Origin of the sequence: Paracoccus lichenicola, from assembly GCF_009708075.1 — a bacterium.
Taxonomy (GTDB): Bacteria; Pseudomonadota; Alphaproteobacteria; order Rhodobacterales; family Rhodobacteraceae; genus Paracoccus; species Paracoccus lichenicola.
In genome coordinates this window covers 24397-47005 of the sequence record NZ_WMBT01000010.1, presented here as the reverse complement: position 1 = coordinate 47005, position 22609 = coordinate 24397, and the positions used below count along the sequence as shown (strand labels likewise).

Genomic DNA, 22609 nt, shown 5'->3' with positions numbered 1-22609 from the left:
CATGTGCGGCATCGTCGGCGTCATCGCCAAGGAACCCGCGGCCCGGATCCTGCTGGCCTCGTTGGGGCGGCTGGAATACCGCGGCTATGATTCCGCGGGCCTGGCCATCCTGGAAGGCGGCGTGCTGGACCGCCGCCGGGCCGTGGGCAAGCTGTCGGCCCTGGCCCGGCTTGTGGCCCAACAGCCGCTGCCCGGCACCACCGGCATCGGCCATACCCGCTGGGCCACCCACGGCGGCCCGACCGAGGCCAATGCCCATCCCCACCGCTGCGGTCCCGTCGCGGTGGTCCACAACGGCATCATCGAGAACTATCTGGAACTGAAGCGCGACCTTGCCGCCGCAGGCTACGGCTTCGAGTCCCAGACCGACACCGAGGTGATCGCCACGCTCTGCGCATCCATGCTGGCGCGGGGGCTGAGCTGCGAGGACGCCGCCGCCGCCACCATCGCCAGGCTGCGCGGCGCCTATGCGCTGTGCTTCGTCTTCGACGGACGGCCCGACCTGCTGATCTGCGCCCGGCGCGGATCGCCGCTGGTCATCGGCCTGGGCGAGGGCGAGAACTTCGTGGGCTCCGACGCCATCGCGCTGGCCGCGATGACCAACCGCATCTGCTATCTCGAGGAAGGCGATTGGGCCGTCCTGACGCGGGGCGGCGTGCGCATCCACGACGCGGGCGGCAACCCTGTGGCGCGCGAGATCCAGACCGTCGCGCTGGACACGATCATCGCCGACAAGGGCCAGCACCGGCACTTCATGGCCAAGGAGATCCACGAACAGCCCTCGGTCATCGCCCGCGCGCTCGGGGCCTGGATCTCGGACGACCGCCAGCGCATCGCCTGCGCGGCCGAGGCCGTGGACTGGGCGCGGATCCCGCGCCTGACCATCGTCGCCTGCGGCACCGCCTTCTATGCCGCCCACGTCGCCAAGGTCTGGATGGAACGCGTGGCCCGCCTGCCCGTGGAAATCGAGATCGCGTCCGAGTTCCGCTATCGCGAGCCGCCGCTGCCCGCGCGGGGCGTCACGATGGTCGTCAGCCAGTCGGGCGAGACCGCCGACACGCTGGCAGCCCTCCGCTATGCCAAGGCGCAGCGCCAGGTCACGCTGGGGCTGGTCAACGTCACCACCTCGACCATCGCGCGAGAGGCCGACATCGTGTTGCCGATCCATGCCGGACCCGAGATCGGCGTGGCCTCCACCAAGGCCTTCACCGCGATGGTGCTGTGCCTGTCGGCGCTGGCCGTGATGATCGCCCGCAAGCGCGGCGAAATCGACGGGGCCGGGGAACGCGCCCATGTGGACCTGCTGTCCACCGTCCCGCGCCTGATGTCCGAGACGATCGCGCTGGAAGGGCAGTTCGAGGCCCTGGCCCGCGACATCGCCGAGGCCAGCGACGCGCTGTTCCTGGGGCGCGGGCTGATGTTCCCGCTGGCGCTGGAAGGGGCGCTGAAGCTCAAGGAGATCACCTATATCCACGCCGAGGGCTATGCGGCGGGAGAGATCAAGCACGGTCCCATCGCGCTGGTGGACGAGGCCACGCCCATCATCGCCCTGGCCCCCCATGACGCCCTGTTCGAGAAGATGGCCTCGAACCTGCGCGAGGTGATGGGGCGCAAGGGGCGCGTGGCCCTGATCGGGGACGGTGCCGCCTGCCGCGCCATGGCGGACGAGGTCTGGCGCAGCGTCACCCTGCCCGCCGTCGATCCGCTGCTGGCCCCCTTCGTCTATGCCGTCGCGGTCCAGTTCATCGCCTATCACGCCGCCGTCGCCAAGGGCACGGACGTGGACCAGCCCCGCAACCTTGCCAAGTCCGTCACGGTGGAATGATGCCCAAGCCAAAGGTTTCCAAATCCCCCCAGGCCAGGACCATCCTGGCGACCGGCGGCGCCGGATATATCGGCTCGCATGTGGTGGTCGAGCTGCTGGAGGCGGGCCACCGGGTCGTCATCCTCGACAACTTCGAGAATTCGGACCGCCGCACCGTCGCCCGCATCCCCCAGATCGCCAGGGGCACGGTCGTGCTAGTCGAAGGCGATGTCCGCGACCGCGCGGTCGTCACCGAGGTCCTGCGGCAATACCGCATCGACGCGGTGATCCACCTGGCCGGCAAGAAGGCGGTGGGCCAATCGGTGGCCGACCCGCTGCTCTATTTCCGCGACAACCTTCTGGGGGCCATCTCGCTGTTGCAGGGGATGCAGGCGGCGGGGGTGGGCAAGCTGGTCTTCTCGTCCTCGGCCACGGTTTACGGCATCCCCAAGGTGCTGCCGATCCCCGAGACCGCGCCCACCGGGACCACCAACCCCTATGGCCGCACCAAGCTGATGATCGAGGAGATGGTGGACGACCTGGTGACGGCCGATCCGCGCTTCCAGGCGATCTCGCTGCGCTATTTCAATCCGGTGGGCGCCCATCCCAGCGGGCTGATCGGAGAAAACCCGCGCGACGTGCCCAACAACCTGTTTCCCTATGTGGCCCAGACCGCCATCGGCCAGCGCCCCGAGGTGCAGGTCTTCGGCGCCGACTACGACACGCCCGACGGCACGGGCGTGCGCGACTATATCCACGTGATGGACCTGGCGCGGGGCCATGTCGCCGCGATCGAGCGGATGTTCGGTCCCGGCTTCGAGGACCGCCACATGCGCATCAACCTGGGCACCGGCACGGGCTACAGCGTGCTCCAGATCATCGACGCCTTTTCGCAGGCCTGCGGGTTCCCCGTCCCCTACCGCGTGACCGCCCGCCGCCCGGGCGATGTCGCGGTGTCGCTGGCCGATCCCTGCCGCGCGGGCGCGGTCCTGGGATGGCGCGCGACCCGCGACCTGGCCCGGATGTGCGCCGACCACTGGACCTTCCAGCAGCAGGCGGCGCTGGACAGCAGGCCCTATCTTGTGGCGAGATCGGATCTCGGACCAATGGCTGCGGCCCCGGGCCTGCGCACCGCCACCTAGGACCTTGCATGGATGATCCCGGGGAACGGCGATGCCCTGCACGCGCCTGATCCGGCCCCGCGCCGGGGGGCGGCGCCTTTCGGGAAACACGCCTTGAACACCACGTCCCTGCTTTGGCCCGCCGCCCTGTCCGGGCTGATCGCCGCCGGCCTGCCCGGCGGCATGGTCCGCGCCCAGGATGCCGCCCTTCATCCGCCGCCTCGCCAGGAATGCCTGATGTCGGGTCCACGCGCCCGCGCCGCCCGGCTGGCCGAAACCCTGCAGGACGGCTTCGCGGTCCAGTACTGGGGCACCACCTATGACGCCGACACGCTGTCGCGCCAGCCGCACGGGCTGCTGATCCTGGAAGTCACCCGGATCGGCGCGCCCTACAGCGACACCGGCCGTGAGGTCCTGTTCACCCCCGAGGAGATGGCCAGGATCAACCGGGGCGGCGCCCGCCCGGCGCTCGGCTATCTGAACGTCACCGAGATCGAGCATTACCGCGACTACTGGATCGACCGGATGGGCGGCATTGACGCGCCCCCGCCCGCCGTCCTGCCGGACTGGTACGGTCCCGCCACGGTTCACAAGGAACACCTGTCCGCCTTCTGGACGGACGCCTGGCACGCCATCCTGCTGGAACGGGTGGACCGGCTGATGCAGACCGGGATCGACGGGCTGTTCCTGGACGACGTGCTGCATTACTACAGCCACGCGATGGACAAGACCCTTGTCTGGCCCCCGGGCAAGCGCCCCGACGGACCCAAGGATGCCCCCGGCATGGCGCGCGAGATGATGCGCCTGGTGGGACTGGTGGCCGACCGGGCGCGCCAGTGGAAATGCGACGCCTTTGTCGTGGTGAACAACGGCGTCTTCATCGGGCGCGATGCCGCCGGGGACGCGGATCCCCGGGGCCGGGCGGCGTTTTCCGACTATCTGGACCGGATCGACGCCATCATGGTGGAAAACGTCTCGGCCCCCTCGACCCATGTCCACACGACCGAGGCCCTGCAAGAGGATTACCGCAGCCAGGGCGTGGCGGTCCTGTCGCTGGACATCGCCACCCAGTTCCCCCCGCAGCAGCCCGAGGCGCTGCGCGCGCTGATCGCGCAAAAGGCGGCAGAGGCGGGGTTCTATCCCTATGTCACAGCGGACAACGTCTTCAACCAGGTTTATCCGGCGATGCGGACAGCGCCGCGCGGGCCGGGCGCGCCGGAATGACGCTGTCGCGCAGGCGCTGGCGCAGGCCGGGATGGTCCACCGCCCCCGCCAGCAGCACCCGGTGAAAGGGGCTGCCCCGCAACCCGTCCAGCAGCGACATCCAGATCAGCTGGTCCCAGTCCGACAAGGGCTGGTTTGATGCGGCGACCAGGTGGCGATAGGTCGCGGGCCGGTCGCCCCGCCAGTTGGCCCAGGCCGCGCCGACCAGGGGGACCTCCTTGAAGACATCCTCGCTCAGCAGCCCGCGCCAGGGCACCAGCGCCCCCGCGCCGCGATAGCGCACGAACTGCATCAAGGCCTGGCCCAGTGCCGGGGCGCCCGCCTGCCCCCCGCCTGACGCCAGCGCAACCTGCAACCCCCGCATGTCGCCGGTGCTTTCGGCCAGATGGGTCAGCGTGGCCCATTCCGCGTCCGACAGCGTGGGGCGGCTGGCCAGCCATTCCCCTTGCAGGAGGCGCGCCACCCCGCCATGGCCGCTGCGGGCAAAGACCGGCAGCGCCACATGGCTGTCCCCCGGCGCCAGGCGGAACCCGTCGCGCGCGACCAGGATCGCGGCGTCAATGGCCCCCCGGCCGATCAGCGCCCGGACCGAGGCTTCCAGCGCGGCGGCCCCCTGCGGCCCTGCGGTCCAGCGGGCGGCGGCGGCGACCGCCTCGGCGGGGCGGCCGGATTCGACCAGGAATTCCAGCAACCGGCGCTTGAAGGACAGGTGCCCCTCGGCCGTGCTGTCGGCCAGGGTGGTGAACAGCGCCTCGTAATCGGCGATGCGCCCGTCGCGGATCAGCAGCAGGCCCAGGCGGTCGATCTCTCCGGGCGTCAGGACCGTCGGATCCTCGGACAACAGCAGGTCGCGCTCGGCCTCGGGCTGGCGCAGGGCCTGGTACCAGCCGCCAAGCCGCAGCCGCCGGTCGGCCGAGGGGAAGGCGTCCTGGGCCTGCCGCAGGAAGGCCGCCGCCGCCGCCAGGTCGCCCGCTGCGGCCTCGATCCCCGCCAGGGTTTCCAGCACCTCCTCGGACGGGCTGGCCTGCGCCTGAAGCCGCCGGAACGACCGGCGGGCGCGGTCCAGATCGCCGTCGGCCAGCGACAGCCGGCCGTAAAGCAGTTCCAGGTTGTCGTGAAAGGCGATGCGGCCCTCGGCCCCGCGCAGCTCGCGCAGGGCGTCCTCGGGTTCCAGGCGCGACAGTTCGGCCTCCAGCCGCACGGCGGGGTCGGGGCGCAGGGCCATCACCCCGGCCATCGCGCCCCCGCACAGCGCCAGCGAGGCCAGGACCACGGTGCGCATCACGTCGGGCATCCTAGCACCCCCCCTTGACGGACAGGCCGCGCAACCCGCCGGGCGCGGCGGGCACCCGGATGGTCAGCACCCCCGCCGCATCCGCCGCCACCGCGCGGTGGCGGTCCCCGTTCACGCCGGTGATGGCGACCCCGTATTCCGCCTGCGGCGGCGCGGCCAGCACCACGTCGCCTTCCGCAAAGCCCGAAAGCTCCAGCGCCACGCTGCAGGTGCCGCGGTTCCAGCTTTCCACGACGGGCCGGCTGTCCAGCAGCGCGGGCGCGTCCGACCCCAGGACGATGCCGCTGGGGTGATCGCCGTCGGCCAGGGCCACCAGCGGCGCCTCGGCCCCCGGATCCAGGGCGACGTAAAGGCTGTCGCCCTTGCGCCGGGCGCCCATCACCCCCTGGCTGGCGGCCATGTCCAGCGCACGCGTCCGGGCGTGGTCCAGGCGCAGGGTTTGCAGCGCCCCCCGGTCGCGCACGCGCCACAGGCCCGGTCCCTCGGACGCAATGCGCGCCGACAGGAAGCCCCGGACCGCCGCCACATGGGCCGATGCGCGGATCGGCACCACGGCGGACGACCGGGCCAGTTGCAGAAAGGTTTCCACCGCGCGCCGTGTCTCGAAATGCAGCATCGTGCGGGCGGCGAAGGACAGGTGGAACGGGCGCAGCCGGCGCGGCTCCTCGGTCCGGCGCAGGGTTTCGCGAAAGCCGTGAAAGCCGTAAAGCGCGCCGGTCCAATAGTCCGTGTAGACCGCGTCCCCGCCAAGCGCGTCGTTGATCTGGCGCTGCCCGCCCACCTGCGCGGACAGCGGCCACAGCCCGGTTACCGAGGGGCGGGCCGCGTCCATGACGCCGCCGCCGCCGCCCATGCTGGCCACGCCCGTCCGCTCGGCGGCCTCCAGCGCGGCCTCGAAGGGGCGGGCATTGCCGCTCCAGGCGTAAAGGCCCACGGGGCGTTCGCCCCCCGACAGCGCGTTCACCCCGTCGATCGCGCCCCCCACCTCCTGCCCCAGGTCGAAGGGGGCGGCCGCGTATTTCCTGGGCGCCCCCGGCGTGCGCGAAAAGGTCGAGGCGCCGGTGTCGGCGAAGGCGTCGCGCAGCGTCTGCATGGCCGAACTGACCAGCGCGCCCTGGTCGTCCGCGGCCTCGGGGGCGACCAGCATGGCGGCCTCGCGGTTCGGGTCATAGGCCGCGAAGAAGGACCAGTCGCGGATGTCGCTGAAGCCCTGCACGGCGGTCTCGACGTTCGGCGCGGCCAGCGCCCGCAGCGCCGCCTGCCGCCCGCGTTCGGCGGCCGCGCCGCCGAGGCCCGGCGACAGGTCGCCGGCCAGGATCGCCACCGTGATCGGCAGATCGGCGAACCGTTCGACCAGCCGTTCGGCCAGGACCTCGGACGCCAGCCGCTGCGCCTCGCCGAACGCCTGCGCGGGCATCACGTCCAGCCAGCCGACCGCCGACACGGTGACGAAGAAGGTCCGCAGCCCCTGGAAGGTCGTGGGATCGGGCCGGGGCACGCCGTCGTCGTCCAGGACCGCCTCGAAGAAGCCGAAGGGGTCGATGATCCAGGCGGTCCGGCCCTGCGTCCCGGGGTCGATGGCGGCGCTGGCATGGACATAGCCCCCCGCCGGCCCGATCACCGCCAGGGCGATGAGGGTGCCCTGGGCGTCCATCCGCAGCAGCGGCCGGGCGTCGGGCAGGGCCGCGACGCCCCGGTAATCGCCCGGCCGGATCAGGAAATCGCTTTCATGGTCCAGCAGGCTGTCGTCCTTGGCCGCGACCGTCGCCGATACGCCGACCGCGTGAATCACGCCGTCCGTGGCGATGCCCATGCCGCCCATCGCCCTTGACGACAGGCCGGGCCGCAAAGCCGTCCAGAATTCGAGATTGTCGAAGGCGACGATCTTCGGGCCGCCGTTGCAAAACGCCGCGTCCCGGGCCAGCCAATCGCCGAAGCCGGCGGTTTCCGCCACGGGTTCGTCGAACCACGACAGGACAAGCCCGACCTGGCCGGGATCGGTCTGGGGCGGGGTGTCGCGGCTGATGTCGTGATAAACCACCACCTGCCCCAGGTAATTCAGCACGAGTTCGGCAAAGCGGTAGATGCGGGTATTGCGGACCTCTCCCTCGCGGCGGGCGTCATACAGCGCCAGCGTCGTCCGGGGCACGGTGTCGCAGGCCCGGGCCGAGGCGGCGGACGGATCAAGGGCCGGCGCAAGGGCCAGAAGCGCCGAAAGGACGCGCAATATCCGCAGGGGTTGAAAATGGTTCCGGGTCATTCTCTTTTCCGGGATATTTCTGACCGCATTTGAAAGCCCCCCTGTTATGCGGGATAAAGGGCCGCCTTTCTACGCGACAAAGGTGAAACGAACGGCCCCCTCACGTTTCGGATAGGGCGCATTGAACCATCGATCAGTTCATTCACCCTTTGATGGGCATCGTCCCGCGAATGACGGGCCATATTCCCCCTTGAGGCCAGTTGAGCCGTATTTCCCGCTGTCGTAATTTCACGAGGCTCCAAGGGAATGTCCGGCGGCGCGGCGAAAGCGACCAGGCAGGGGAATCGGCATGTCGAATGGACTGGGCGGCTTTCTTGTCAGCGCGTCGATCGTCGCGGCGGGATTGGGCGGGGTCTGGGCCTGGCCCCACCTGCAGGACGGCGGCTTCCGGTCGCTGGCGGCAGAGGCCGCGGGCCTTTACCAGCGCGCCGAGATGCGGCTGCGCCCGGCCCTGGCCGCGCTGCAAACCCCGCCCGCCATGACCGGCCAGCCCGGGGTCGAACCCGGCGCCATCGCCGAATCCCTGCCCCCCGCGGGCCTGTCCCCCGTCCCGCCGCTGCGGACCGAGGCCACGGTCCCCGCGGTCGAGGCCCGTTGCGAGGGTCCCGAAAGCGACGCGGACACCGCCGTCATCGGTGACAGCGTGCAGTTGCGGATCTTCGAAAGCGCCGCCCTGGCCGCCGCGCCCGCCCCCGAGGGGACCGAAGCCCCCCCGACCGACATCGTGTTCGAGCGGCTGGATCTGTCGGGAACCTACGAGGTGGGCACCGCCGGGTCGGTGTCGCTGCCCGCCATCGGCCATGTCGATGTCGCGGGCCACGGCCTGTCCTGCATCGAGGCGCTGGTGTCGCGCGCGGCCTTTGACCTGATGCGCAGCCGGAACAGCGTCAGCGCGGCCTTTGCCGCCCGCCCGCCGGTCCTTGTCCGCGGGGCCGTCCGCTCGCCCGGGGCGCATGGCTACACTCCCGGCCTGACGGTGGAACGCGTGCTGGCCCAGGCCGGCGCGCTGGACGACCGCGACCCGGCGGCCCGGGTCCGGCTGATCGCGCTGGACGCGCGCCGGTCGGAACTGGACAAGACCCGCATCGGCCTGTCGCTGGAACGGATGCGCATCGAGGCGGCGCTGAACGACCGCGACACCCTGCCCGAGGACAACCCCGTGATCCGCGCCGCCCTGACGCTGCTGGGCCGGGAACGGCTTGCCAGCGAACGCGCGGCCCTTGTATCCGAGATCGAGGCAAGCCGCCTGCGCCGGGCGCAGACCGAGGCCACGCTGGCCGATCTTGCCGCCCGGATCGACGCCGCCCGCCGGCAAAGGGATCTGGCGCGGACCCAGATGGCCTATCACGCCGAGCGCCACGACCAGCAGAGCGAGATGCTGCAAAGCGGCCTTGTCACCGATTCCCGCCTGAACGACACGGCGGTGCGGGCCATGGACGCCGAACGGATCCTGCTGGAAAAGGAAGACCTGCTGTTCCGCCTGCAAGCCGAGCGCCGCGCGGCCGAGCAGGATGCCGAACTGGCCCGCGTGGACCGCATCAAGGCCCTGACGGCCGAGTTGCGGCAGGTTTCCGCGGCGCTGGACGCGGCCGACAGCGAATTCGACACCGTTGTCGCCGAACTGGAGCTTTACGAGAAAGACAGCCTGCGCCTGACCGTCACCATCGAGCGTCCGGTGGATGGCGCCCGCGCGCGTACCCTTGCCGCCCGTGCCGATACCCTGGTCCGTCCCGGCGATCTTGTCACGGTGTCCGCCGGCCAGGCCGACGACAGGGATCTTGCCGACGCGGCGGATCCGGTCCCGTCCCCCCTCATTCGGAGCGCCCTGAAGGAATGACCCAGCTAGACGACGCCGCCTTCCAGCCCCCCGCCACCCCGCGTCCCGGCACCGGCCAGTTCCTGCGCGGCTTCATCGGCAGCGCGGTCCTGCTGGTCGCCATCGACGCCGCCGAGCCGCTGTTCTTCGGCGAGGGCTATTTTGCAAGCCTGACCTTTCATCCGTTCTGGATCGTGATCCTGCTGGCCGCCGTCCAGCATGGGCTGTTCGTGGGCCTGTCGGTGGTGGGGCTGGCGACGATGATGATGGACTGGCCCTCGCGGCCCGTGGGCATGGACATCACCGAACATTACGTCGACATCGCCATCGCCCCCGCGCAATGGCTGATCGCGGCGCTTCTGATCGGCCTTTACCGCCAGCAGCAGATCCGCCACGAACACGCCCTTGGCCGCGAGAACGACCGGTTGCGGGACATCAACCGCACCCTGGCGGCCGAGATCCACCGCCTGGACGCCTTTGTCGCCCGCGCCGAACTGGCCGCCGCCACGCGGTCCCTGCCTGCGGGGACCGAGACCCAAGACCCCCTTGCCGCGCTGGATAGGCTGGCCGGGGCGGATGCGGAGGGGCGCGCGCCCGCCTTTGTCGAGGCGGCCCGCGCCTGCCTGCCCGGATCCGTCGCCTGGCTGAGGCTGGACGAGACGGGAACGCTGACCCCTGCCGCCATGACGGACGACGGCGCGGCCCTTCCCGGGATCTCGACCGCCGCCGACCTGCCGCTGCCGCTGCCGGTCGTCGGGCAGGCCTTGCCTTTGGCCCGTGCCGAAGGCGCGGCCCCCGACGCCCATCCGGCGCTGTGCCGCGTGGTGGCGCCCGGGGACGATCCCCAGGGCGTGCTTCTGGCGCAGTCGCCCGACCATGACGCAGGCTTGCTGGTGCCCGGCCTAAACGCCCTGGCCCGCGCGCTGGAAGACAGCCTGCGCCGGACGCCGGACACCCTGCCCGCCGCGCCACAGACCCGGGGGGCGGTCCGTCTTGGCGCGTGAACTGGCCAGGCCCTTGCCGCGCAGCGCCGGGTTCGCGCCCAGCCTGCTGACGGGGCTGGCCGCCCTGGGCGACATCCTGCTGCTGCACGCCTGGCTGGTCCACGATCTGCTGATGATCGCCGTGATGGCGCTGCATCTGTGCCTGGCGCTGGCCTTCGGGGCGCTGGCCCGGCTGGTCTGCGGCCAGACCCCGTCCCGGGCGCTGGCGGGCCTTGCCATCCTGGCGCTGTTCGGACCGTTCGGGGGTCCCGTGCTGATGATGATCGGCCCGGCCCCGGTCGCCTTGGACAGGCCCGCTGTCCCTGTCGCAGGTCGGCCTCTGTCGCCCTTGCCGCCGCGCGATGCCGCCGACGACCTGTTCGACCAGATCCGCCAGCACCGGCGGCACCCCCTGCCCGGGGACGGTGTTCCGGGTTTCCTGCAAACCTTCCGCACGGGCACGCTGCGCCAGCAGCAGGAAGCCATCGCCGCGATCTCGCGCGGGTATCACCCCGACATGCGCCCGGCGCTGGCGGCGGCGCTGGCCTCGCCCGTGCCCGCGCTGCGCGTCCAGGCGGCGGCGGTCCATGCCAAGCTGCGCGGAACCCATGGCGCCCGCGCCAAGGCGATGCTGGCCGATCCCGGACAGGCCCGCGACCGGGCCGCCTTGCTGGAGATCGCCGCCTCAGGCTTTGTCGATGAGGACACCTGCGCCCGGCTTCTGGACCTGGCGGCCGAGGACAGCCCGTCCGTCGCCGCCCCGCCGATGCGGCCCGCGCTGGCGCCGCCGCCCCGGCTGAAGCGATATTCCTGCGGGGGGCTGGCATGACCGCCGATCCCGCCCCCGTCGATGTCTGCCCCGTCGATGTCTGCATCGTGGTCGAGGGCTGCTATCCCTTCGTCGCGGGCGGCGTGTCGTCCTGGCTGGACTGGCTGATCCGCACCCAACCCGGCACCACCTTCGGCGTGGTCGCCATCGTCGCCGACGAACGCCCGCGCGAAATCCGCTATGATCTTCCCCCGAACGTCGTGCATTTCCAGGTCCTGCCGCTTGCGCCCAAGGCCCGCAAGCCCCCGCTGCGCCGCCCGGCGCTGGACGGCGCACGGTTCGCCGACCTGATGCACCGCGTCCTGCGCGACGGCGATCTGGAGGGGTTCGACGGCCTTTTGCGCTTCGTCGCCGAACCCGTGCGGCGCGAACCGTTCGGCTTTCTGGACAGGCCCGCCCCGCCCGACTACGGCGACCTGACCGCCTCGCCCGCGGCCTGGCAGGCGATCACCGAATGTTATCGCCGCATCGCGCCGCAGGCGGCCTTCAGCGATTTCTTCTGGGCCTGGCGCAACCTGGCGGGCAGCCTGCTGGCCATCGCCACGGCCCCGGTCCCGCCCGCGCGGACCTATCACGCGATCTCGACCGGATATGCGGGGCTGTTCGCGGTGCGCGCGGCGCGGGCCGCCGGGCGCACGGCGGCCATCACCGAACACGGCATCTATACCAACGAACGCCGCATCGACCTGGTGATGGCCGACTGGATCGCCGACACCATCGACAGCGGGTTGTCCGGGAACGACAACCGGACCGATGTCCGGCGGTTCTGGATCGACGCCTTCGAATCCTTTGCCCGCATCGCTTATGACGGCAGCCACAGGATCACCACGCTTTACGGCGCCAACCAGTCCTTCCAGCGGACCCTGGGCGCGGCGGACGCCAAGCTGCAGGTCATCCCCAACGGCATCGCGCTGGAGAAATTCGACGCCATCCGCCCGCAGCAGAACCGCCGCCCCACCGTCGCCCTGATCGGCCGCGTGGTGCCCATCAAGGACATCGAGACCTGCATCGCCGCCGCCGCCATCATCCGCCGCGCCATCCCCGACGTGCAGGTTCTGGTGATCGGTCCCACCGACGAGGACGAGGATTACTTTGCCCTCTGCAAGCGCCGCGTCACCGAACTGGACCTGACCGAGACGGTCCTGTTCACCGGCAAGGTCAACATCATCGACTGGCTGCCCCGCATCGACGTGATGGTGCTGACCAGCATCAGCGAGGCGCAGCCCCTGGTCCTGCTGGAGGCCGGGGCCGCGCGCATCCCCTGCGTGGCCACCGATGTCGGGTCCTGCCGCGAGATCATCGAGGGCGCGCCGGACGAGCATCCGAACCTCGGCCTGGCCGGGCGGGTCGCGCCGCCCATGGACGCGGGGGCCATCGGCCGGGCCATCGTCGAGCTGCTGGCCGATCCCGCCCTGCGCGCCGCCTGCGGCGAGACGCTGCGCCGGCGGGTCGAGACCCATTTCACCTCGGACATCTCGGCCGCGCGCTATGGGGCGCTTTACCGCGAGCTTGTCGCCTGATGGCCCGCCTGGCCCGCCTGCGCGACCGGCTGCGCGGCCCCGCCGCGGATGCGGAATGGCTGGGGGCCGATCCGCTGCTGGCCTCGGTCCGCCGCTTCGGGGCGGCGATCATCGTGGCCGCCGGTCCCTGGCTGGTGTCGGTGGCGGCGCTGGCGATCATCTCGGTCACGATGACCCCGGTGATGGGTTCCGCCGCCGTCGAGGATCTGCGCCTGACGGTGGTCTATGCCTTCTGCATCGCGCCGCTGGTCGCGGGGCCGGTGGGCGCGGTGGCGGCGCGGCGCATCTCGGCGGCGGTGGACGGGGAGAACACGGCGGTCGTGGCCGAACTGTTCCTGGCGGCGGCGGCGCTGTCGGGGGTGGCGGCGCAGGCCATCGCGCTTGCCGTCTGCCTGGTCCTGGGGATCGGGCCTGCGGGGGTCGCGGCGGGCTTCGTCTTCCTGACGGCGGCGGCGGCGCTTTTGTGGACCAGCTTTGCCGTGCTGGCGGCGGTCCATTCCTATGGCTTCCTGATCGCGGCGTTCACGGGCGGCATGGTCCTGTCGGTCGCCTGCGCCCTGCTGGCCGCCGTCCATGCCCCCACGACCGAGGTGCTGATCTGGTCCTTTGCCGCGGGCCTGTCGCTGTGCGTGGCGCTGTCGATCCGCCATGTCCAGCGGCTGTTCCCCTCGGGATACGACGGTTTCGCCGGCACCGTGGGGGACCTGCTGCGCCGGATCCGCGACAGCCGGGTGCTGTGCGCGGGCGTGTTCTTCGCCATCTGCGGCGTGTGGGTGGACAAGTGGGTGTTCTGGTTCGGACCCGAGGGCGCCCGGTCGGCGGCGGGCTTCCTGCATTCCAGCGCCTATGACAGCGTGATGTTCCTGGCGCATCTGTCGGTCATTCCCACCTATGCGGCGCTCTTGGTCTTTCACCACGGCGACCTTGTGGCCGCCATCGAGCGGTTCAAGGCCGCGATCCGGTCCCGTTCGACCCACGGGCTGATCCGCGACCGCCTGGCCGAACTGGAACGGGTTTCCTGGACCGGCATCGGGACCATCGCCTTTGTCCAGGGGGCCGTGACCGTCGGCATCGTGCTGATGTCGCCCCTGCTGGCCAAGGCGCTGGATTTCAGCTTCGGCCAGTTCCTGATGCTGCGCGTGGGCCTGATCGGGGTGTTCTTCCATTCGGTGATGTTTTTGTGCTGCGCGCTGCTTCTGGTGGCCAACCGCAACCGTCACTTTGCCATCATGCAGGGGGCGTTCCTGGCTCTGAACGGGGGCATCAGCCTGGTTCTTCACGCGGCGATCGGCATGTCGGCCTATGCCTTCCTGGCCAGTTCGCTGCTGGGCGCGGCGGCGGCCTTTTACGCGTCCTGCAAGGCGCTGAACGCCTATGACTACGACTTTTTCCTGGGCGAGAACGATTCCCTCTATCCCCGGTGATTCGCGGGCGATTCGCGCGCGGCCCGCATCGGCAATCCCAAGGTTGTATGCCTTCGCATCCGTTATCTTCATGATTGCCGCCGCAATCCGGCAATCCGGCCATTCCGGCGGGCGGCTTCGGGATCCCTTGCCGATAAATCCATGTCATACAGAATATTACAAGGTCTTAGCTGTTCCTAATATAAAGGCAATGACAGCGTTATTCTGCGGCGTTAACCTTGATTCCGGGGGGATTGGAATTCCCGGCAATTCGTCTTGTTAACCGGTCGCGTCTTTAACTTGAACGGGGGGAAAATATTTGCCATGAGCATCTCTGCCTTGGTCCTGGTCGATTCCAACGAATTGCGCACGGCCGCATTCGCCGCTTTCCTGGAACCCTGGGCACGCCAGTCCGACATCGGCCTTCATGTCGTCCACGACCCCGAGGATCTGGCCAGCCTGCCGGCCCACGGCGCCGCCGCCTGCCTTTATTCCATCGGCGGCCTGTCCCTGCGCGACGACGGGGTGGGCCGGACCATCGACCGGATCCGCGGCCTGTTTCCCGACAGCCCGCTGATCGTCCTTTCGGACATCGCCGACAGCCTCGAGATCGCCATGGCGGTCTATCTGGGCCTGCGCGGCTTCATCCCGACCACCATGCCGTCCCACGTGGCGCTGGCCGCCATCCAGTTCATCCTGAACGGCGGGACGTATCACCCCCATTCCGCGGCAGGCGCAAGGCCCGCCCCGCAGCCGATGCCCGCCTCGGCCATGATCCGGCATATCGACGACCACCGGCCCGCGAAGGCCACGGCCTCTGCCGCGCCTGCCTCGGGTCCGGCCGCCGTCGAGCGGCCCTGCGAGCGCGCCCCATCCCTCGCGGCGCTCGATCCGCCGACGAAACGGCGCCATATCGAGGTCCTGGAATTCCTGACCCAGGGGGAAACCAACAAGGAGATCGCCCGCCACCTGAACCTGACCGAGGCGACGATCAAGGTCTATGTCCGCGAACTGATGCGGCATTTCGGGGCGAAGAACCGGATGCAGGTCGCGCTCAAGGCGTCCGCCGTTCACGACGCCGATCCCGCAAGCCTGGCCGCGGTCCAGGAGCTTGCCCCCCCGCCGGTCGCGGGGGCCTTTTCGGGGACGCGGGGCTGGTGATCGCGGCCTACATCCTGGCGCGGCCGATGCGCGCCAGCAGGATCACGGGCAGGATGCCCACCGCGACGATGGCCAGGGCGGCGATGGCCGCTTCCTCATAGGTGCCGCGCGCGGCCTCGCCATACAGGTGGGTCGCCAGTGTTTCAAAGTTCAGGGGGCGCAGCAGCAGGGTCGCCGACAGTTCCTTCATGCAGTCCACGAAGACCAGCAGCCCGCCTGCGGCCAGCGCCGCGCGCGACAGCGGCAGGTGGACATGGCGCAGCGTGCTGCCGATGCCGTGGCCCAGCGTGCGCGCCGCCTGGTCATAGCTGCGCGGGATGCGCGTCAGCCCCGCCTCGACCGAGCCGATGGAGATGGCCAGGAACCGCGCCAGATAGGCATAGCCGAGCGCCAGCCCCGACCCGATCAGCACCAGGCCGGGGTCGATGTCGAACAGCGCCCTGGCGGTGCGGCCGATCCAGCGGTCGAGGCCGCCGGCGGCGATCAGGATGCCAAGCGCCAGGATCGTGCCCGGCATCGCATAGCCCAGGGATGCGGCCCGGTGGATCACCGCCATCCCGCGCTGCGGGAAAAGCCGCGCGGCCAGGGCCACGACCAGCCCGCAGGCCAGCACGGCAAGGGTCGCCAGCGCGGACAGGACAAAGGTGTTGCGCGCCTCGGCCAGAATGCGGGGAGAGAGGCCCGCGAACCGGAACCGCTCCCACGCTTCAAGGGCCAGATAGGCGGCGGGCAGGACGAAGCCCAGCACCACGGGCAGCAGGCAGAGGCACAGCGCCCTCCAGCGGGCGGCGCCATGCAGGGGCTGGCGCGCCATGGGCCGGGCGCGCTGCGCGCTGACCGAGTATCGCTGCTTGCGCCGCGCCCACCGCTCCAGCGAGATCAGCGCGACCACCAGCACCAGCATCGCCAGCGCGATCTGCGACGCCCCCGCCAGATCCGACCGCGTGACCCAGGTCGTATAGACCGAGATCGTCAGCGACCGCACGCCCAGGAATTCCGATGCGCCGATGTCGTTCAGCGTTTCCATCAGCGCCAGGCTGACGCCCACGGCGATGGCGGGGCGCGCCAGCGGCAGGGCCACGCGATGGAAGATCTGGCGGCGCGTGGTGCCCAGGGTATGGGCGACCTCGACCAGGTTGGCGGCCTGCGTCAGGAACATCGCCCGCACCGGCAGATAAACGTAAGGATACAGCACCAGGCCCAGAAGCAGGATCGCCCCGGTCATCGACCGGATGTCGGGCAGGCGGAAATCGCGCGGGCTGTCGTATCCCAGGGCCGCGCGGACCGCCCCCTGGAACGGTCCCAGCGGATGCAGCATGTCCAGATAGGCATAGGCCACGATATAGGTGGGCACCGCCAGCGGCAGCAGCAGCGCCCATTCCAGCATCCGCCGCCCCGGGAAATCGTAAGCCGCCACCAGCCAGGCGACCGATGTGCCGATCCCCGCCGTCAGCACCCCCACCCCCGCCATCAGGATCGCCGTCTGCGCCAGCGCATGGGGCAGGACATGGGCCGCCAGATGCGACCACAGCCCGCCCGACCCCTGCGCCGCCTGCCAGCCAAGCGCCAGCACCGGCACCAGGACCAGGGCCGCGACACCCAAGCTGGCCGCAACCCAGGACCCCCCGCGCAGGCGGAGGGCCGGGGGCGTCAGCAGGACGGAACCACGGCGGGGCCTGGCCCCGTCAGTTGTCGAAGCCAACGCGATCGACCAGTTCGCTGGCCTGCTTGCGGTTCTGGACGATCTGGGTCAGCGGCACGGGATCGACCTTCAATTCGCCAAAGGACGCGATGATCGGGTCGATGGCCGCGCCCGCCTTGACGGGGTATTCATAGTTCGCCTCGGCATAGATCTTCTGCGCCTCGTCGGACACCAGGAACTCCAGCAACTGCACCGCCTGCTCGCGGTTCGGCGCGTGTTTCGCCACCGCCGCGCCGCTGATGTTGACGTGGGTGCCGCCGTTCTCGAAGGTGGGCAGGATCACCTTGATCGCCTCGCCCCAGGCCTTCTGGTCCTCGCCGCCCTTGCCCGACCGCATCAGGCCCACGTAATAGCTGTTGGCGATCGCGATGTCGCAGATGCCGCCAAGGATGTCCTTGGCCCCGTCCCGGTCGCCGCCGCCCGCCTGCCGCGCGAGGTTGGCTTTCAGGCCCGTCAGCCATTCTTCGGTCTCGGTTGCATCGTGATGGGCCATGAAGGCGGAAAACAGCGCGGTGTTGTAGGGGTGCTGGCCCGAGCGGATGCAGATCCGGCCCTTCCATTCGGGGTCCGCCAGATCCTCGTAGGTGATGGCGTCCAGGTCCAGGTCGCTGGCGGCATAGACCACGCGCGCGCGCATCGACAGCGCGAACCACTGGTTGCCGGGATCGCGCAGGTTTTCCGGCACCGCCGCCGCCAGCACGTCCGATTCGACCGGCTGCGTCAGGCCGCGGTCCACCAGGTCGGCCAGGTTTCCCGCATCCACCGCCATCAGCAGGTCGGCAGGCGAGCTTTCGCCCTCGGACGCCACGCGTTCGGCCAGCCCGTCCTTGAGGAACACCGTGTTGACGGTGATGCCGGTCGATTCGGTGAAGGCCGCCAGCAGCGGCTCGACCAAACCCGGCTCGCGCGAGGTGTAAAGGTTCAGTTCCCGGGCCTGAGCCGCGCCCGTGGCCAGGCTGGCCAAGACGATGACGGATGCAAGTTTCATGATGTCCCCCTCAAGATTGTCCGGGGAAGACATAGGCCAGGGGGCGGCGGTTAGTCTAGTATTTTCGTCAGCTTTCCGGCCGGGCCGTGGCGGCGTCCTGCCCGTCGTCGGGAAAGACGTGGATCTGGGCGCCGTTCAGTTGCAGGCTGACCTTGTCGCCGACCCCCATGGGGATGCGGAAATGCGAATGCATCCGCAAGGTCTGGGCCAGCGGGTGGACCATGATGTCGATCTGTTCGCTTTCCCCGGTGAATGTCTTGGCCACCACGCGGGCGGAAATGCCCTGCCCGTCGGGACCGATCGACAGGGCCTGCGGGCGGATGCAGGCCAGGGCCAGCGCGCCGTCGGGCAGATCCAGCGGGGCCGGAAAGGTGCCGATGGGCGTCTCGATCCGGCCCGCCGACCAGATGCCGGTCAGGCGGTTGCAGGGACCCATGAACTCGGCCGCATAGGGGGACCGGGGGCGGTCATAGATCTCGAACGGGGTGCCCGCCTGCTCGATCCGGCCCGCGCGCATCAGCACGATCAGGTCGCCCGTGGCCAGAGCCTCTTGCGGGTCGTGGGTGACGATGATCGCGGTGGTCCCGGTCCGGCGCAGGGTGTCCACCGTTTCGCGCCGCACCTTTTCGCGCAAGCCCTGGTCCAGGTTGGAAAACGGCTCGTCCATCAGCAGGATCGCGGGTTCGGGGGCCAGCGCGCGGGCCAGGGCCACGCGCTGCTGTTCGCCCCCCGACAGCGAATGGGGATACCGCTCCAGCAGATGCGCGATGCCGATGCGTTGGGCCACCCGGGCCACGCGGGCGGCCCTGGCGGGCGCGGGCAGGGCGCGCAACCCGAAGGCCAGGTTGCCCGCGACGGACAGATGGGGGAACAGGGCATAGTCCTGGAACATGAAGCCGATCCGGCGGTCCTCGGGTTCCACGAAGCGGCGGGGACCGACCAGCTCGACCCCGCCGGCGCGGATGCGGGTGCCGGGGTCGGGGCGGTCCACGCCCGCGATGATCCGCAGCAGGGTCGATTTGCCGCAGCCCGATTGCCCCAGCAGGCAGGTGATCCGCCCCGCCGGCACCGCCAGCGAGATGCCGGACAGCACCGCCCGCCCGTCGAAATGGCGCGACAGGTTTTCAAGCTCCAGCGAGGATGCCGGTTCCATGCACAGCCCTTCCGTTCCGCCGCCGTCGGCCTGCCGATGTGCTTATGCGATCCGGGGGGCGTTCTCCAGCCCGGCATGGGGGGGCGTGCGGCGCTTTGTCTCGGCCCGGGGGCAGGGCGGTCCGGTCGGGATGGGCGTCGGGATCATGGGGCCTGCGGTCCCCGTTCAGAGGGGGCGGCGCCGTCGTCAGTCCAGGGACAGGTCCGACAGGATCTGGCGGATGCGCTGAAGGTCGCGCTTGGGCAGGCCTTGGGCGATACGTTCCTCGTGGTCGCGGCCGATCTTCAGAAGATCGCGGGCCGAGCGTTCGCCCGCAGGGCCGAGGCTGACCAGAACCCTGCGCCGATCCGCAGGATCGGGCAAGCGCACGACCAGACCCTCGGACACCATCCTGTCGATGATCTTCGTCAGCGTCGCCGGCTCGACCAGGACGCGGGCGGCAAGTTCGCCCATGGCCAGCGGGCGTTCGTGGTCAAGCACCTTCAGGATGCGGAACTGGTCGATCGAAAAGCCGTCCGGTTGCAGACGGCGGGTCAGATCGTCTTCCACCATGCGGTTCACGCGGGCGATGAGATAGCTCAACTGCTGGCTCAAATCGGCATTGGTCATCTGATATCCAAAATTGCTGTCGGATCAGAATATCGCAGGATCAACGATCCTCGCCACAGAAAACCGCGTTCGCCCCCTTACGCCATCCAGCTTTGGCGGACGCGGAAACCGGTGCCGTCGGCTTCGGCCAGGGCCACGCGGGCGCTGATCTCGGACCGGCCGATCATCCGGTACGCGAAGGAGCGCGGGATCCGCTGCCGCAGCACGCGCGCCATCAGGTGCCCGTCCACGCGGCCGACATGGCGGGCCAGGCCTGCGACCAGATGGATCGCGTCATAGCAGTTCAGCGAGTTCGTCGTGACATCCGGCAGCCGCCCGGCGAAACTGCGCCGGTATTCGTCCAGCAGCCGCTCTCTGCCGTGGCCGGTGATTCCGCTGAAATAGCTTGCGGTTGCGAAAAGGTTCTCGGCGTTTTCGGGGGCGACGCCCAGCAGTTGCGTTTCCTCGAAGGCCAAGGCAAGGCGCAGGACCCGCTGCGACAGCCCCGCGTCGGCGAAGGCCCGGTTGAAGGCGACCGCATCCTCGCCCAGCAGGGCCACCACCACCAGATCCGGGCGGGCGGCGGCGATGGCCGCCATGACGGGGGCATAGTCGCGGCCGTGCAGGGACAAAAGTGCATGGCCCACCATCCGCGCGCCGCCCAGGCGGACGGCGGTCTCGGCCGTGCCATGCGCCACGCGGGGCCAGATGTAATCGTTGCCCGCGAAGAAGACGCGCGACACGCCGCGATGCTCGGCCAGCCAGGCGATCGCCGGGTTCAGGACCTCGGCATCGGTGACGCCAAGCGTGACGACACCCGGGCCGCAATGACCCCCCTCGTAGTGCGGCGTATAGACATAGGGCGCCAGGCCATGCAGCCCGTCCCGGACGGCCGACCGCAGGTGGGATGCCTGAAGCCCGATCACCGCGTCGGCACGTTCGTCCACAACCAGCCGTTCGGCGGCGGCGCGCGCGCTGTGCGCGGTTTCGCCGGAATCCTGGAGGATGATCCGGACCTCCTGGCCCAGCACGCCGCCCTGCGCGTTCAGTTCGGCCGCGGCCACAAGCGCCGCGCCCTGACAGCCGGGCGTCCACAATCCGGCCAGACCGCCATGTGACAGGATGACTCCGATACGCATGGGCCATTGGTGCCATGCAACGGACCCGATTGCGAAGACATCCGTGCATCCGGCCCGAAAGATCCGGGGTGATGCCCGATCCGAAGGCAGTTCCGCAAAACGGGGGCAGGACAGGGCGCGCGTCCCGAAAAATACTTGAAAACGACACTATTGAATAATCCACTAGGGCGACAAACAGGAGGTTTCATGAACACCCACGCCCCCATCCTGGCAGCCGCGAGCGACATCGCGGACCTGTCCCTGACCCAGGTGTCGCGCCTGATCGCCACCGGCGCCGCCACCCCGGCCGAGGTCACCGAGGCCGTCCTGACGCGGATCGCGCGGCTCGACCCGCATCTGAACAGCTATCAGGTCGTGCTTGCGGACCGCGCCCGCGAAAAGGCCGCGCAGGCCACCGCCGAACGGCAGGCGGGCCTGGATCGCGGCCCGATGCACGGGGTGCCGATCGCGCTGAAGGACCTGTGCGAAACCGCGTTCGCCCCGACCGCCGCAGGCATGGCGATGCTTCGCGGCAACGCGACGGGCCGCGATGCGACGGTGACGGCGCGGCTGGAACAGGCGGGCGCCATCGTGCTGGGCAAGCTGGCCATGACCGAGGGCGCCTATGCTGGCCACCACCCCGACATGCCGGTCCCGAAGAACCCGTGGAACGGCCGGCTTTGGGCGGGATCGTCGTCGTCCGGGTCGGGCGTGGCGGTGGCGGCGGGGCTGTGTTTCGGCGCGCTCGGGTCCGATACGGGCGGCTCGATCCGGTTTCCGTCGGGGGCGAACGGCATCACGGGGATGAAGCCCACCTGGGGCCGCGTCAGCCGCCACGGGGTCTTTGCCCTGGCCGACAGCCTGGATCACATCGGGCCGATGGCGCGCACCGCCGCCGATTGCGCGGCGATGCTGGGCGTGATCGCGGGGGCCGATCCGAACGACCCGACGGCGCTGACCGCGCCCGTGCCGGATTACCTGGCGGGCATCGGGGCGCCGATCCACGGGCTGCGCATCGGGGTGGACGCCTCGGTGCTGGAGGGCACGTCCGCGGAAACGGCGGCGATGCTGGCCGATGCCGTTGCCGCGCTGACATCGCTGGGCGCGGTGATCGTGCCGGTGGCGCTGCCCTTCCTGCCGGACGTGACCGAACACTGGACCGCGCTTTGCGGGATCGAGGTCGCCCTGGCCCACAAGGCCACCTATCCCGACCGCGCCGGCGAATACGGTCCCAGCCTGGGCGGACTGTTGCAACTGGGCCATGCGCTGACCGCCGACCAGGTGGGCCGCGCGATGCAATGGCGGCTGGTGTTCAACGGCATGGTCGAACGCGCGATGTCGGCGGTGGACATGGTGCTGCTGCCGGTGCTGGGCGCGCCGCTGGCCATGCTGGACAACGCCATCGGCGCGCCATCGGCCGATCCGGCCAATGCCGACCTGGGCGATCTTCTGAAATTCACCGCGCCCGCCGACCTGACCGGGTATCCGGCCCTGACCCTGCCGGGCGGCTTCGACGCGCGTGGCGGCCCCATGGGGCTGCAACTGATGGGCAAGCCCCTGTCCGAGGCGCTGCTGTTCCGCGCGGGCCACGCCTTCCAGTCCGTCACCGACTGGCACACCCGCCGCCCCATGCCGGAGGCCTGAG

At 70.2% G+C, this 22609-nt stretch carries 17 protein-coding genes; 10 read left to right on the top strand and 7 right to left on the bottom strand.

Features of this window, described 5'->3' with window-relative positions; translation table 11 throughout:
• Position 1: 1 nt before the first annotated feature.
• The 3 genes from glmS to GIY56_RS14480 all read left to right on the top strand — a co-directional run bounded on the left by glmS (position 2) and on the right by GIY56_RS14480 (position 4149).
• Complete coding sequence (glmS, locus tag GIY56_RS14490; RefSeq protein ID WP_154765568.1) at positions 2-1825, top strand: glutamine--fructose-6-phosphate transaminase (isomerizing); 1824 nt, start codon at positions 2-4, stop codon at positions 1823-1825.
• Positions 1822-2946: a UDP-glucose 4-epimerase GalE gene (galE, locus tag GIY56_RS14485; protein WP_230312543.1), complete on the top strand. Its 1125-nt coding sequence runs from the start codon at positions 1822-1824 to the stop codon at positions 2944-2946. Before glmS ends, galE begins: the two co-directional genes overlap by 4 nt.
• Positions 2947-3039: 93 nt before the next feature.
• Positions 3040-4149: an endo alpha-1,4 polygalactosaminidase gene (locus GIY56_RS14480; protein ID WP_196053640.1), complete on the top strand. Its 1110-nt coding sequence runs from the start codon at positions 3040-3042 to the stop codon at positions 4147-4149.
• Here the strand turns inward: GIY56_RS14480 and GIY56_RS14475 are convergent.
• On the bottom strand, positions 4091-5443 hold the full coding sequence (locus GIY56_RS14475; protein ID WP_154765566.1) for a tetratricopeptide repeat protein: 1353 nt from the start codon (positions 5441-5443) through the stop codon (positions 4091-4093). The two genes, GIY56_RS14480 and GIY56_RS14475, sit on opposite strands and share 59 nt — an antisense overlap.
• 1 nt (position 5444) lies before the next feature.
• Positions 5445-7703 carry a polysaccharide deacetylase family protein gene (locus tag GIY56_RS14470; RefSeq protein WP_154765565.1) on the bottom strand — a complete coding sequence of 753 codons (2259 nt, stop codon included), beginning with the start codon at positions 7701-7703 and terminating at the stop codon, positions 5445-5447.
• A 289-nt stretch (positions 7704-7992) separates the two neighbouring features.
• Between GIY56_RS14470 and GIY56_RS14465 the strand changes: the two genes are divergently transcribed.
• The 6 genes from GIY56_RS14465 (at position 7993) to GIY56_RS14440 (ending at position 15415) form a co-directional block, all read left to right on the top strand.
• Entirely contained in the window at positions 7993-9540 is a 1548-nt protein-coding gene (locus GIY56_RS14465) for a polysaccharide biosynthesis/export family protein (RefSeq protein WP_154765564.1), read from the top strand.
• Positions 9537-10523, top strand: a complete 987-nt coding sequence (locus tag GIY56_RS14460; RefSeq protein WP_154765563.1) for a hypothetical protein — start codon at positions 9537-9539, stop codon at positions 10521-10523. The genes GIY56_RS14465 and GIY56_RS14460 overlap by 4 nt, the downstream gene beginning before the upstream one ends.
• Complete coding sequence (locus GIY56_RS14455; protein ID WP_154765562.1) at positions 10513-11331, top strand: hypothetical protein; 819 nt, start codon at positions 10513-10515, stop codon at positions 11329-11331. The genes GIY56_RS14460 and GIY56_RS14455 overlap by 11 nt, the downstream gene beginning before the upstream one ends.
• Positions 11328-12851, top strand: a complete 1524-nt coding sequence (gene pelF, locus GIY56_RS14450) for a GT4 family glycosyltransferase PelF (protein ID WP_154765561.1) — start codon at positions 11328-11330, stop codon at positions 12849-12851. Before GIY56_RS14455 ends, pelF begins: the two co-directional genes overlap by 4 nt.
• Entirely contained in the window at positions 12851-14275 is a 1425-nt protein-coding gene (pelG, locus tag GIY56_RS14445) for an exopolysaccharide Pel transporter PelG (protein ID WP_154765560.1), read from the top strand. The genes pelF and pelG overlap by 1 nt, the downstream gene beginning before the upstream one ends.
• A gap of 303 nt (positions 14276-14578) precedes the next feature.
• Positions 14579-15415 (top strand): helix-turn-helix transcriptional regulator, encoded by an 837-nt coding sequence (locus GIY56_RS14440; protein WP_154765559.1) that lies wholly within the window; start codon positions 14579-14581, stop codon positions 15413-15415.
• Positions 15416-15422: 7 nt separating this feature from the next.
• Here the strand turns inward: GIY56_RS14440 and GIY56_RS14435 are convergent, their stop codons facing one another.
• The 5 genes from GIY56_RS14435 to GIY56_RS14415 form a co-directional block, all read right to left on the bottom strand.
• Complete coding sequence (locus GIY56_RS14435; RefSeq protein WP_230312542.1) at positions 15423-17018, bottom strand: ABC transporter permease; 1596 nt, start codon at positions 17016-17018, stop codon at positions 15423-15425.
• Positions 17019-17100: 82 nt separating this feature from the next.
• Positions 17101-18105: a Fe(3+) ABC transporter substrate-binding protein gene (locus GIY56_RS14430; protein WP_154765558.1), complete on the bottom strand. Its 1005-nt coding sequence runs from the start codon at positions 18103-18105 to the stop codon at positions 17101-17103.
• Between the two features lie 67 nt (positions 18106-18172).
• A complete protein-coding gene (locus GIY56_RS14425) occupies positions 18173-19258 on the bottom strand; it encodes an ABC transporter ATP-binding protein (RefSeq protein WP_154765557.1) in 1086 nt (361 codons plus the stop codon).
• A 186-nt stretch (positions 19259-19444) separates the two neighbouring features.
• On the bottom strand, positions 19445-19867 hold the full coding sequence (locus GIY56_RS14420; protein WP_154765556.1) for a MarR family winged helix-turn-helix transcriptional regulator: 423 nt from the start codon (positions 19865-19867) through the stop codon (positions 19445-19447).
• Between the two features lie 77 nt (positions 19868-19944).
• Positions 19945-20985, bottom strand: a complete 1041-nt coding sequence (locus tag GIY56_RS14415; protein WP_154765555.1) for an ABC transporter substrate-binding protein — start codon at positions 20983-20985, stop codon at positions 19945-19947.
• Between the two features lie 186 nt (positions 20986-21171).
• Between GIY56_RS14415 and GIY56_RS14410 the strand changes: the two genes are divergently transcribed.
• Positions 21172-22608, top strand: coding sequence for an amidase (locus GIY56_RS14410; protein WP_154765554.1), 1437 nt, complete (start codon positions 21172-21174; stop codon positions 22606-22608).
• Position 22609: the final 1 nt, after the last annotated feature.